This window comes from Streptomyces sp. NPDC048018 (genome assembly GCF_043202995.1).
In the GTDB taxonomy this organism is placed as follows: Bacteria; Actinomycetota; Actinomycetes; order Streptomycetales; family Streptomycetaceae; genus Streptomyces.
In genome coordinates this window covers 957,677-970,384 of record NZ_JBIDBK010000002.1, presented here as the reverse complement: position 1 = coordinate 970,384, position 12,708 = coordinate 957,677, and the positions used below count along the sequence as shown (strand labels likewise).

The 12,708-nt window shown below is 73.1% G+C and carries 10 protein-coding genes; 2 read left to right on the top strand and 8 right to left on the bottom strand.

Annotated elements, in window-relative coordinates; genetic code table 11:
• Window positions 1-224: 224 nt before the first annotated feature.
• The 7 genes from ACGF1Z_RS10230 to ACGF1Z_RS10200 form a co-directional block, all read right to left on the bottom strand.
• Window positions 225-1,199 (bottom strand): N-acetylglucosamine kinase, encoded by a 975-nt coding sequence (locus tag ACGF1Z_RS10230; RefSeq protein WP_393001962.1) that lies wholly within the window; start codon window positions 1,197-1,199, stop codon window positions 225-227.
• On the bottom strand, window positions 1,190-2,455 hold the full coding sequence (locus ACGF1Z_RS10225) for a 6-phospho-beta-glucosidase (RefSeq protein ID WP_393001960.1): 1,266 nt from the start codon (window positions 2,453-2,455) through the stop codon (window positions 1,190-1,192). Before ACGF1Z_RS10225 ends, ACGF1Z_RS10230 begins: the two co-directional genes overlap by 10 nt.
• Before the next feature lie 8 nt (window positions 2,456-2,463).
• Window positions 2,464-3,378: a carbohydrate ABC transporter permease gene (locus tag ACGF1Z_RS10220; protein WP_393001958.1), complete on the bottom strand. Its 915-nt coding sequence runs from the start codon at window positions 3,376-3,378 to the stop codon at window positions 2,464-2,466.
• A 4-nt stretch (window positions 3,379-3,382) separates the two neighbouring features.
• Entirely contained in the window at window positions 3,383-4,324 is a 942-nt protein-coding gene (locus ACGF1Z_RS10215) for a carbohydrate ABC transporter permease (RefSeq protein WP_393001956.1), read from the bottom strand.
• Between the two features lie 4 nt (window positions 4,325-4,328).
• A complete protein-coding gene (locus ACGF1Z_RS10210; protein ID WP_393001954.1) occupies window positions 4,329-5,672 on the bottom strand; it encodes an ABC transporter substrate-binding protein in 1,344 nt (447 codons plus the stop codon).
• Between the two features lie 48 nt (window positions 5,673-5,720).
• Window positions 5,721-6,935 (bottom strand): ROK family transcriptional regulator, encoded by a 1,215-nt coding sequence (locus tag ACGF1Z_RS10205; protein WP_393001952.1) that lies wholly within the window; start codon window positions 6,933-6,935, stop codon window positions 5,721-5,723.
• Window positions 6,936-7,289: 354 nt separating this feature from the next.
• Window positions 7,290-8,399, bottom strand: coding sequence for a mechanosensitive ion channel family protein (locus tag ACGF1Z_RS10200; RefSeq protein WP_393001950.1), 1,110 nt, complete (start codon window positions 8,397-8,399; stop codon window positions 7,290-7,292).
• A 225-nt stretch (window positions 8,400-8,624) separates the two neighbouring features.
• On the opposite strand from ACGF1Z_RS10200, the gene ACGF1Z_RS10195 reads away from it, so the two are divergent.
• Window positions 8,625-9,194, top strand: coding sequence for an HNH endonuclease (locus ACGF1Z_RS10195; protein WP_393001948.1), 570 nt, complete (start codon window positions 8,625-8,627; stop codon window positions 9,192-9,194).
• Window positions 9,195-9,272: 78 nt separating this feature from the next.
• Here ACGF1Z_RS10195 and ACGF1Z_RS10190 read toward each other — a convergent pair whose 3' ends face one another.
• On the bottom strand, window positions 9,273-12,299 hold the full coding sequence (locus tag ACGF1Z_RS10190) for a beta-N-acetylglucosaminidase domain-containing protein (RefSeq protein ID WP_393001946.1): 3,027 nt from the start codon (window positions 12,297-12,299) through the stop codon (window positions 9,273-9,275).
• 219 nt (window positions 12,300-12,518) lie between these two features.
• Here ACGF1Z_RS10190 and ACGF1Z_RS10185 point away from each other — a divergent pair, with 219 nt between their 5' ends.
• Entirely contained in the window at window positions 12,519-12,707 is a 189-nt protein-coding gene (locus tag ACGF1Z_RS10185) for a hypothetical protein (protein ID WP_393002485.1), read from the top strand.
• The last annotated feature ends 1 nt before the right edge of the window (window position 12,708 follow it).

Below are 12,708 nucleotides of genomic sequence, written 5' to 3'. Positions count from 1 at the left end.
CCAGCAGTATGGCCGCAGCGTCCGTCCCGCACACCGGGAATGACCTGATCTTGTTCCTATCGTGCCCCATGCGTCCGCTGCTTCCGCAGGCGAACCCCCCTTCGCATCCCTGTCACCTTGAATACGTCGGGCGGCCGGAATCGGTTCCACCCCGAACGTCCTCGAACGAGTGAACATGCGTGCGGGGCGCCCCCGGAGGGACGCCCCGCCACACCCGGCACGGCTCAGGACGCGTAGTGCTCCCGCAGCCGTGCCGCGGCCGCCCCGGACGCCCCCACGGCGTCCAGGGCGAGCAGGCCCGCGCCGAGCACCGGCGGGGCGGTCACCACACCGACCACCGCCTTCGGCGCCTTCACGGCGAGCAGTTCGGCGATCCGCCCGTCGAGCCGCGGATGCCGGGCGGCCAGCACGCTGCCGCCCAGCACCACCGGCGCCGCGTCGTCGAGCAGCCCGAGCCGCCCGAGGGCCACCGAGGCCAGCGCCACGACCTCGTCGGCCAGCCGGTCCTCCAGCGCCTGGGCCACGGCGTCGCCCTCCGCGCTCGTCCGGAAGAGCACCGGCGTCAGTTCGTGCTTGCGCTCCATCGGGATGCGCCCCAGGTGCAGCGCCTCGATCAGCGCGTACATCGTGGGCAGGCCGAAGTGCCCCGGCAGGCTGCGGGCCAGTTCCGTGGGTTCGCCCCGCCCGTCCTCGGCGCGCGCGGCGAACCACAGCGCCTCGTCGGCGAGACCTCCGCCGCCGCCCCAGTCGCCGGAGATCTTCCCGATCGCGGGGAAGCGGGCGGTGCGCCCGTCCGGCAGCATGCCGACGCAGTTGATGCCCGCCCCGCACACCACGGCCACACCCCGCGGCTGGTCGATCCCGGCGCGCAGGATGGCGAAGGTGTCGTTGTGCACCTGGATGGAGCGGCTCCAGCCGCGCGCCTCCAGGGCCGCGGTCAACGCGGCCTCCTCCACCGGCAGATCGGCGTTGGCGAGGCAGGCCGCGACATGCGCGAACACCGGCTCGGCCCCCGCGGCCAGGCACGCCCGCCCGACGATCTCCGCGATCGTGTCGAGGGCCGTCCCGACCCCCACCACCGGCGGCTGGAACCCGCCGCCGCGCGCCGCGCCGAGGACGCTGCCGTCCGGCGCCAGGACCGCGACGTCGGTCTTGCTGTTGCCGGCGTCTATCGCCAGCAGCGTTCCGTTCAGGCCCACGCCAGGTGCTCCCGGTTGTGCGCGATCAGCCGGTCGGTCAGCCCGTCGGCACGGTCGAACTGCCCCACCAGCGGGTGCGCCAGCAGGGCCTTGAACACCCGGTCGCGGCCGCCGCGCAGGGCGGCCTCCAGGGCCAGGTCCTCGTAGCCCGTGACGTGCGCGATCAGCCCCGCGTACAGCGGGTCGACCGGCGCCACCGGCAGCGGCGCGGTGCCGTGCGGCCCCACCGCCGCCTGCACCTCGATGACGGCGTCGTCCGGCAGGAAGGGCAGCGTTCCGTTGTTGTACGTGTTCACCACCTGGTGGGGCGAGCCGCCGCCGCCCAGCAGGGCGGCGGCCAGGTCCACGGCCGCCTCCGAGTAGTAGGCGCCGCCGCGCTTGGCGAGCAGTCCGGGCTTCTCGTCGAGCGCCGGGTCCCCGTACATCTCCAGGAGCTGCTTCTCCATCGCCGCGACCTCGGCCGCCCGGGAGGGCTTTGTGCGCAGCTCCTCCACGACGGCGTCGTGCGCGTAGAAGTAGCGCAGGTAGTACGAGGGGACGACGCCGAGCCGGTCCACCACGGAGCGCGGCAGGCGCAGGTCGCCGGCGACGGCGTCGCCGTGCTCGGCGAGCAGCCGGGGCAGCAGGTTCTCGCCGTCCGGGCCACCGAGCCTCACGCCGGTCTCCCAGGTGAGGTGGTTGAGCCCCACGTGGTCGAGGTGCACCTCGGCCGGGGAGACGCCGAGCAGCGCGGCGAACCTGCGCTGGAAGCCGATCGCCACGTTGCACAGGCCGACCGCCTTGTGCCCGGCCTGGAGCAGCGCCCGGGTCACGATGCCCACGGGGTTGGTGAAGTCGATGATCCAGGCGTCCGGGTTGGTGCGGCGGACCCGCTCGGCGATGTCCAGGACCACCGGGACCGTGCGCAGCGCCTTGGCGAGGCCGCCGGCGCCGGTGGTCTCCTGGCCGACGCAGCCGCACTCCAGCGGCCAGGTCTCGTCCCGCTCCCGGGCGGCCTGTCCGCCGACCCGCAGCTGGAGCAGGACCGCGTCGGCGCCCTCGACGCCGGCGTCGAGGTCCGAGGTGGTGACGATCGTCCCGTCGTGGCCCTGCTTGGCGAAGATCCGCCGGGCGAGGCCGCCGACGAGGTCGAGCCGGTCGGCGGCCGGGTCGACGAGGACGAGTTCGGTGATGGGCAGGGTCTCGCGCAGGCGCGCGAATCCGTCGATCAGTTCGGGGGTGTAGGTGGAGCCGCCCCCCACGACAGCGAGTTTCATAACGTCGGCTAGCCCTTCACTCCGGTCAGTGTGACGCCCTCGACGAATGCCTTCTGAGCGAAGAAGAAGACGAGGATCACGGGGGCCATGACCAGCACGGTCGCGGCCATGGTCAGATTCCAGTCGGTGTGGTGCGCGCCCTTGAAGGACTCCAGGCCGTAGCTCAGGGTCCACGCGCCGGGGTTCTCGGAGGCGTAGATCTGTGGCCCGAAGTAGTCGTTCCAGGCGGCGAAGAACTGGAAGAGCGCGATCGCCGCGATGCCCGGTCTGGCCATCGGCAGGACGACCCTCAGGAGGGTGCGCAGTTCGCCGCAGCCGTCGACCCTGGCCGCGTCGAGGTACTCGTTGGGGATGGTCAGCAGGAACTGGCGCAGCAGGAAGATGGAGAACGCGTCGCCGAAGGCCATCGGGATGATGAGCGGCCACAGCGTGCCGGACAGGTCCAGCTGCTTGGCCCAGAACAGGTACATCGGGATGACCACGACCTGCGGCGGCAGCATCATCATCGAGATGACCAGCATCAGCGCCAGCCGGCTGCCGCGGAAGCGGAACTTGGCGAGCGCGTACGCCACCGGGACCGAGGACACCACGGTGAGGACGGTGCCGAGGCCCGCGTACACCAGGGTGTTGCGCCACCAGGTGAGGAAGCCGGGAGTTTCGAGGACGCGGGTGTAGTTGTCCCACTCCCAGGTGTCGGGGGTGAGGTCGCGGGTGAGTGCCTGCTGGTCGCTCATCAGCGAGGTGAGCAGGACGAAGACGAAGGGCAGCACGAAGAACAGCGCGGCGGCGACGCCGAGCGAGTGCACCGCGATCCAGTGCAGGACCGTCTTCCGGCGGGCGGTGCGGGCGGCCGGGGTGGCGCCGGTCTTCCGTGTCCCGGGGGCCGCTTCGGGCGCGGTGGGCATGTCGAGGAGTCGGCTCATGGATTCAGTCACCTGCCTGGACGAGGCCGCCGCGGCGGCGCATCAGCAGCGCCGTGAAGGCCATGGCCAGGGCGAAGAGGACGAGGGCGGTGGCGCAGGCCGCTCCGTAGTCGAAGCGCTGGAAGCCGAGGTTGTAGACGAGCTGCGGCAGGGTCAGCGTGGACTTGTCCGGGTAGCCGGGCTCGAACTGCTGGCCGGAGCCGCCGATGACGCCGGAGGCGACCTTTCCGGCGACGAGCGGCTGGGTGTAGTACTGCATGGCCTGGATGACCCCGGTGACCACGGCGAACATCACGATCGGCGAGATGTTCGGCAGCGTGACGTAGCGGAACCGCTGGAAGGCGGACGCCCCGTCGAGCTCGGCGGCCTCGTACTGCTCCTTCGGCACGTCGAGCAGCGCGGCCATGAAGATGACCATGAGGTCGCCGACGCCCCACACCGCGAGCATGGTGAGCGCGGGCTTGGACCAGGCGGGGTCGTTGAACCAGGCGGGGGCCGGGATGCCCAGCCCTTCGAGGACCGAGTTCAGCGGCCCGGTGCCGGGGTTGAGCAGGAAGACGAAGGCGAGGGTCGCCGCGACCGGTGGTGCCAGGTAGGGCAGGTAGAACAGGGTGCGGAAGACCCCGGCCCCGGTCCTGATCCGTGTGATGAGCATGCCGACGCCGAGCCCGAAGACGACCCGGCAGGCCGTCATCACGACCACCAGCCAGAGGGTGTTGCGCAGGGCCGGCCAGAACAGCGGGTAGTCCCGGAAGACGTACGTCCAGTTGTCCAGGCCGTTGAAGGACGGCGCGGCGAAGCCGTCGTAGTCCATGAAGGAGAAGTAGACGGTCGAGATCAGCGGGTACGCGAAGAAGACGCCGAAGCCGATCAGCCAGGGCGACAGGAACGCCGCCGTGCGAAGCGCCGAGCGACGGCGCTTCGAGCGCAGGGTGTGCGTGCTCATCGGGCTACTTCGCCTTGGCGATGTCGGTGTCGATCTGCTGTGCGGTCTTCTCCAGGCCGCCCCGCAGGTCGGTCACCGAGCCCTTCTCGTACTGGAGGGCGAAGTCCTGGAGGGTGTTGAGGTAGGTCGCGCCGTTGACCGCGCCCGCCGGGGTGTTGGACCTGGGGTGCCGGGCGATGTCGAGGAAGGTGGTGAAGCGCGGGTCGAACTTCAGGTTCGGGGACTTCAGGGCCTCGAAGGTGGAGGGCACGTTGCGGATGCCGTTGGCGAAGGCGACGACGGCCTCGGTGTCCGTGGTCATGAACCTGACCAGCTCCCAGGCGGCGTTCTGCTTCCTGCTCTGCGGGGCGATGCCCATGATCGTGCCGGACAGGAAGCCCTTGCCGTACTCGCCGGCCCGGCTGTCCGGGACGGGCATCGGGGCGACGCCGATCTCGAACGGCACCTTGGCGTCGGTGGCCATGCCGAGCCGCCACTCGCCGTCGAGCTGCATGGCGACCTGGCCGGTGTGGAAGGGGTGCTTGGCGCCCCACTCGTCGCCGAAGGTGGTGCGGTACCGCTCCAGCCTGGCGTAGCCGCCGAGCTCGTCGACCAGCTTCTTCTGCGTGGTCATCATCTCGGCGACACCCGGGTCGCTCGCGACGGTCGACTTCCCGCTCGCGTCGAAGTAGGCCGGCCCCCAACCACCCAGGTAGTGCTCGGTGGTGGTCTCGTAGCCGTGGTAGTTCGGCATGAAGCCGAGCTGCTCGTAGCCGTCGCCCTTCGGCTTGGTGAGGCGCTTCGCGTAGGCGAGCAGCTCGGAGTACGTCCGCGGCGGCTTCGCCGGGTCGAGCCCGGCCTCCTTGAAGGCGGTCTTGTTGTAGTAGAGGCCGTAGGCGTCGGTGAGCAGCGGCATGGCGCACCGCTTGCCCTCGAACTGGGTGTAGTCGAGCAGCGTCTTCGGGATGGTCTTCTCGAGGTCGAGCTTCGACTTCTCGATGAAGGGCTTCAGGTCGGCGAAGGCGCCCGAGGAGCAGAACTTGCCGACGTTGGACGTGGTGAAGGACGAGACGACGTCGGGCCCCTTGGAACCACCGGTGCGCAGCGCCTGGTTGAGCTTGTCGTCGTTGATGTTGCCGACGACCTCCACCTTGATGTTGGGGTGCGCCTTCTCGAAGCGCTTGATGTTGTCGTTGATGGCCTGCACCTCGGAGGGGGCGGACCAGCCGTGCCAGAAGGTGATCGTGGTCTTCGCGGCGGGGTCGTCGGTCGCGCCGTTGTTCGCGGAGCCGGTACAGGCGGAGGCGAAGAGGACTGTCGAGGCGGTGGCGGCGAGGGCGGCGACGCGCCTGCGGGGGCGTGCGGGCATGACGAGTACTCCCTGGGACGGGTGGCGGCGGAGAGGGGTCGGGACGGTCTATCGGGAGGTGTCGAAGACCTCGTCGCGGGTGGCGGCGAGGGCGGATTCGAGCGCGCCGCGCAGGACGGGGTGCCGGTCGACGGCGGCGAGGACGAGCCGCGGCCGGGACGCGGCGAGGTCGGCGAGCTGGGCCTGGACCCGGGTGCGCAGCGGTTCGCCGCCGGGGGCGACGGCGGCGCCCGACAGGACGATCAGCTCGGGGTCGAGCACGGCGACGAGGGCGGCGAGGCCGGTGGCGAGGCGCTCGGCGTAGGCGTCGAGGAGCCCGGCGTAGCGCTCGTCGTCGGTGTGGCGCTCCACGGCTTCGCGGAGGAGCCGGGCCGCGACCTCGACGTAGGGCTGCTCGGGCGTGCGGATCCCGAGGGACTTGGCGATGCGGGGGACGGACTGCACCCCGGCGAGCTCCTGGAAGCCGCCGGAGTTGGCCTTGGCGACCTGCCGGACCAGCGGGGTGCCGGGCACGGGCAGGAAGCCGACCTCGCCGGCGCCGCCGGTGAAGCCGCGGTGCAGGCGTCCGCCGAGGACGAGCGCTGCGCCGAGTCCGGTCTCGTTCCACAGCAGCACGAAGTTCTCGTGACCGTGCGCGGCGCCGAGGCGCTGTTCGGCGATGGCGACGAGATTGACGTCGTTCTCGTACTCGAAGGGCATGGGGAGGGCGACGGCCAGCTCCGCGAGCAGGGTGGGCGAGTGCCAGCCGGGCAGGTGGGAGGCGTACCGCAGCCGGCCGGTGGCCGGGTCGAAGGCGCCGGGGGTGCCGATGACGAGACGGTGGACGTCCCCGAGGGTGATCCCGGCGTCCTTGGCGGCCCCGTCGAGGGCGTCGACGACCTGCCGGACCACGTCCTCGGCCCCGCGCCCGGGGGTGGGGACCTGGAACTCCCCGACGACCTCGCCGGTGACGTCGGCGACGGCGGCGTGGATGCGCTCGGGGCTGACGTCGAGTCCGGCGGCGTACGCGGCGCGCGGGTTGACCGCGTACAACTGTGCGTTCGGTCCCGGCCGCCCCTCGGTGGTGCCGGTGGCGACGACGAGGCCGGCGGACTCCAGGCGCGCGAGCAGCTGCGAGGCGGTCGGCTTGGAGAGGCCGGTCAGCTTGCCGATCCGGGTCCGCGACAGCGGCCCGTGCGCGAGCAGCAGGTCGAGCGCGGCCCGGTCGTTCATGGCGCGCAGCACGCGCGGGGTGCCGGGTGTTCCCGGAGTCGTACCGGCCATGGGGCTCACTCCACCTTGCGGGTGCACTGTTAGGAAAGTTTCCTATTGGGTTGGGAGGACCGTAAGGCCGCCGTCGACGGGGCGTCAATACCCCGGGTACGGCGCTCCCGCCGACGGCGGTCCCGGCACGGCCCCCAGGTCCCGGCACGGCCCCCAGGCCCCGGCGGCGGCGGTCCATGCCCTCTCGTGCGTACGCCCCGTCGGTCGGCAGAGACCTCGACGCACCGCGACGCGCTCCCCGACACCCTCCTCGCGACATTGTGGCCGACGCGCCGGCGCACGACGAAGGGGCGCCCCGCCGTCCCGGCGGAGCGCCCATTCGTCCGGCCCGTCCCCCGCAGGGGGCGGGCGGTGCTACTTCGTGATGTCCGGCTTCGGGAGCGGGGTCGCCGCCGCCGACTGCGGGGAGGAGGGGGAGGAGAAGGCGGACGGGGCCGACATGCCGGCCGTCGGGTCGGCGCCCGCGGCCTCCTCCGCCTGCAGCGGGATGCCGCCCACGATGCGGATGCCGGCGTGGTCCAGGGCGCGCTTGATGCGCCAGCGCAGTTCGCGCTCCACGCCCAGCCGCTTGCCGGGCATGGTCTTCGCCGACACGCGGACGGTCATCGAGTCGAGGAGCACCTCGGTCAGGCCCAGGACCTCCACCGGGCCCCACAGGCGCTCGTTCCAGGGCTCTTCCTTGGACATCGCCTCGGCGGCCTCGGTGATCACCTCGCGCACCCGGTCCAGGTCCTCCGTCGGGCGGACCGTCACGTCCACGGCGGCCGTCGCCCAGCCCTGGCTGAGGTTGCCGATGCGCTTGATCTCGCCGTTGCGGACGTACCAGATCTCGCCGTCGACACCGCGCAGCTTCGTCACCCGCAGGCCCACCTCGACGACCTCGCCCGAGGCGACGCCCGCGTCCACCGAGTCGCCCACGCCGTACTGGTCCTCCAGGATCATGAAGACACCGGAGAGGAAGTCCGTCACCAGGTTCCGCGCGCCGAAGCCGATCGCCACACCGGCGACACCGGCCGAGGCCAGCAGCGGCGCCAGGTCGATCTTGAAGGCGCCCAGGACCATCAGGCCGGCCGTGCCGAGGATCAGGAACGAGGCCACCGAGCGCAGCACCGAGCCGATCGCCTCCGAGCGCTGCCGGCGCCGCTCGGCGTTGACCAGGAGGCCGCCCAGGGCCGTGCCCTCCACCGCCTGTGCCGAGCGGTTCATGCGGTCGATGAGCTTGGTGAGCGCCTTGCGGACGAGCATCCGCATGGTGAAGGCCACGACGAGGATCAGCACGATCTTCAGGCCCGTGTTCAGCCAGGTGGACCAGTTCTGCTCCACCCAGCCCGCGGCGTTCGTCGCCTTCTCGGCCGCCTCGTCCAGCGTCACCGGAACTTGCGTCGGGTCGTCGGCGGCGCGCAGGGCGGCGGACCAGGACTCGGGCGGCACGGGGGGACCTCCAGGCAGGCGTTCGCAATCCATCCACACTAACGGGGGACCGTGGGTCCACCCGCCGTCATGGGCACACGTGTGCAGAGGGGAAGACGGCTCGCGGCCGGGGAAGACTCCCGTACGCGTCCCGATGTGGTCGAGAACACCCCAGGGCCGTTACCCGCACGTGGTGGCGCACGGGCCTGGCATGAGGAGAGACTGAGAGCAGTTCGTCCCGGCGCGAGCCACGCGCCGCCGGCGTCTTAGGAGGCATCCGTGCCGCATGTCCTGGTCCTCAACGCGTCGTACGAGCCGCTCGGCGTCGTACCGCTCCGCCGCGCGCTCGTCCTCGTACTGGAGAACAAGGCCCTCTGCCTCGAGGAGTCCGGCGCCTTCCTGCACAGCGAGAGCCGTGTCATCGCCGCGCCCAGTGTGGTGCGCCTGAAGCGGTTCGTGCGGGTCCCCTACCGGGGGCCCGTTCCCTTGACCCGCAGAGCGCTGTTCGCCCGCGACGGCGGACGCTGCATGTACTGCGGTGGCGTCGCAACCAGCGTCGACCACGTCATTCCGCGCAGCCGCGGGGGGACGCACGCCTGGGAGAACGTCGTGGCGGCCTGCCGCCGCTGCAACCACGTCAAGGCCGACCGGCACCTGCGCGAGCTGGGCTGGCGGCTGCGGCACCAACCGGCCCCGCCGACCGGACTGGCCTGGCGGATCATCGGAACCGGCCACCGCGACCCGCGGTGGCTGCCCTACCTCCAGCCGTACGGCGCGGACGACGCCCTGGCCCGGATCGAGTCCGTCGGCACCGCCCCCCAGCCTCAGGGGGCCGTGACGACGGGTTGAGCCGGGCCTTTCGCGTATCCGCCCGGTCGCGCGCCCGGGTCCTCCGGAGAGTCGGGTGCGGGAACGGGCGCCCGGGTCCTACGGGGAGTCGGGCGCCGGAGTCGTGCCCGGCTCCTGCTCCGTCGCGTCCCCCGGCTGCTCCGGCGCGGCCGGCCGCTCCTCCACCGCGTACGTCTCCACCGTCCACAGGGAGTAGCCGTACTCCGTGGCCCGTCCGTCCCCCTGCACCCGCAGGAAGCGGGTGCCGGCGGCGTCCATCCGGACCGACTCCACCCCGCCCCGGCCGTCGCGGACCGTCGCCGCCGTGCGCCAGGTGCGCCCGTCGGCGGAGACCTGGACGCGGTAGCGGGAGGCGTGGGCGTCCTGCCAGTGCAGCACCACCCGCCCTATCCGGGCGGACTCGGCCAGCTCCATCTGCCACCAGGCGCCGTCCTCCGGGGGCGAGGACCAGCGGGTCGCCGGGTCGCCGTCCAGGGCGTGCGCGGCCGGGAAGTCCGGCGTCTCGTCGCCCGAGGACGAGGCCGTCGCCGTACGGGCCAGGTCCGGCCCGCCGGTACGGGGGAACGCCCGCACCGTCAGGACCCGCTCCTCGCCCGCGAACGCCACCGGGACGGTGTACGAGCCGGCCGGCACGTCCGCCGCCACCGACACCTCCAGGGGGACCGTCGCCCGGGCGCCGCGCGGCACCACGGCCTCCTTCGGCAGCCGGACCGTGATCCCCTTCGGCGCGCGGGCGGTCAGCGCCCCGCGCACCTCCGAGGCCCGCCGCCCCTCCAGGACCACGTCCACCCGCTGTGCCGGGCCGCCGATCTCGGCGTCCGTCTCCGCGCGGGCCAGTTCGAGCCCTGCCCGCGGCTCGTCGGCGAACCACGGCACCAGGGACCGCACCCGGCCGGGCCCGCCGCTCCACACGATCCGCAGCGCGTCGGCCCGCAGCCCCCTCAGGTCCGCCTGGGTCCAGCCGGACGCGGCCAGCGGTCCGAGCCGGCGCCAGCCCTCGCCGGGCACGTACGCCTCCAGGACGCCGCCGGCGCTCCCCGGCTCGGTCATCACGGTGAGCGTCTCCACCGGCCGCGAGCGGTCCAGGCGGACCGTGTACGCGTCCGGCGCGGCGTCCTCCCGCACCCCGGCGGCGCGGTCCCGGCCGGCGCCCGTCCAGGCCGCCGACTCCTCGGCCGCCCGGGTCAGGAAGGCGTCGAGGACACCCTTGCCGACGGTCACCCCGCCCGGCTTCAGCCCGGCGCGCCGCCGTTCCAGGTCCAGCTGGGCCCGCCAGGCGCCGGCGCCGTCGCCGCGGCCCTGGGCGAGCAGCATGTCGACGGCCGTCTCGCCCGCCGCGCCGTAGCGCGCGAGCCGGTCGAGCCAGGGGCCGGTCTCGGTGCCGAGCGCCCCGCCCGCCGTGTCCCGCAGGCGCGCGGGCGCCTCGCGCATGACCGTGAACGCGGCCCGCAGCTCCCGCGCGGCCCTGTCCCGGGCCGCCGGGTCGCGCCCGGCCCGGCTCGCCCAGAAGGCGGCCGTGAGCGGTTTCAGGTAGGCCGACTCGCCGTCCGGGTCGAGGATCGAGGAGGCCCCGTTCCCGGCGAGCGCCCGCAGCGCCTCGCGGGCCCTCGGTTCCGGTCCGGCGAGCTCGTCGACGGCGGCCCGCCAGGACTCGTCGGGGCGGTAGCCCTTGGGGTTCCAGGCGTAGTCGGCGGTGGTGAACAGGGCCACCCGGGAGGCCGCGGCCTGTTCCATGCCGGTGGCGAGGAAGCCGGCCGAACCGGCGGCCACGGCCGGCGCGCGGCCGGTCGCCGGGCCGAGGAAGAGCCGGTCCTGGGCGTAGTCGTTGACCGGGTAGTTGTCCATGGTGACCAGCGGGTGGCGCAGCGCCGCGCGGGCTCCGGCCAGCTCGCCGCCGGTGATGGTGCGGGGCACCGCGCCGACGCCCGTCCAGGCCACCTCCACGCGCGCGTCGAGGGCGTCGGCGAGCGCGGTGCGGTAGTCGGTGACGCCGTCCTGGTAGTACTCCGTCGGCACCACCGAGAGCGCCGCCGCCCCCGGGTGCCGCTCGACGAGGTGCCGGGACAGGGCGTTCGCCACGCGCGCGTGGGCCCGCGCCGCGGCCTCGGGGCCGCGACCGAAGGTGTCGGCGTCGTCGGAGCAGGACCACTCGCTGTAGCTGACGTCCTGGAACTGCACCTGGAAGGCGCGCACCCCGAGCGCCCACATGGCGTCGGTCTTCCTCATGAGCGCCTTCAGGTCGGCGTCGGAGGAGAGGCACATGGCCTGGGCGGGGGCCACGGCCCAGGCGAGCGTCACGTGGTTGGCGGCGGCCCGGGCGGCGAGCTCGCGGAACGCGGCCCGCTCGGCGGCCGGGTAGGGCTCTCGCCACAGCGCGCGGCGGTACGGGTCGTCCCCGGGGGCGTACAGGTAGCGGTTCTGCTTGGTGCGGCCCATGAAGTCGAGCTGGGCGAGCCGGTCCGCCTGCGACCAGGGACGGCCGTAGAAGCCCTCGGTCAGTCCGCGTACGGCGGTGGCCGGCCAGTCGCGGACCACCACGCCCGGAAGCGATCCGTCCGGCCCGACGAGTTGACGGAGTGTCTGGACGGCGTGGAAGAGCCCGTCCGGGCCGGCTCCGTCGAGCACGACGGTGTCCCGGCCCTGGACCCGGCCGGTCGCGAGCCGGTAGCCGCCGTCCGGCAGGTCGCCCCGGGCGGGCACCCGCAGGGCGCGCAGCGCGGCCTCCGTTTCGAGGGTGTCGCCGACCCGGATCAGCGGGCCGCGCCCGGGCGCCGTCGTGTGCACGGTCCGCACCCCGGCCGCCCGGAGCAGTTCGCGCAGCGCCGTCACGGCGTACGGGTCGGCGTCGGAAGCGGTGAGCAGCGTCACCTCGGAGCCGAGGGGGACGGCCGGTCCCGCGCTGGTCAGGGACTGCGGCCGGGGCCACACGCCGGACGTCGTGCCCACCGAGGGGGCCGCCGGCTTCGCCGCCGCGTCGGGGGCGGTCACGGGGGAGGGGGCGCCGGGCGACGCGTAGGCGCCGCCGGGGGCTGCCGTGCCGAGGAGGCCGCCGATGACCGCGACCGCCACGGCCGTCGCCGTCCGCTTCCTGTGTCCGGGCTGCACAGGCGCTCCCTTCGGTCCCGTGGGTCACAAGTGGGTTACGACCCCACCACCCGGGCCGACGGAGTGTCAATGCGGCTGGTCGAACTGTCTGCTTTGCCCGGCGACCTTTCGGCGAGGTGGCACCGTTTCGCCAAATTCGGCCGGTAAAACGGGGAACGATGGGTAGGGCTCCACCAACTGTCCTGATGTCTTACCTGTCGAGACGAACCCGGAGATCCCGTGAACGCCACCGACCACGCCTGCAAACGGATACGCATTCCGAGGCAGGGCGTGCCGCTCACCAGTGAACCGCCCCTGGCCGATGCCACGCCCCTCATCAGCGAGCCGCCCCTCACCGAGGCGGTCCCCTTGACCAGCGAACCCACCGCCCGCACCACCGCGGGCGGTTCGGAGTCCCCAGGAGTGTGAC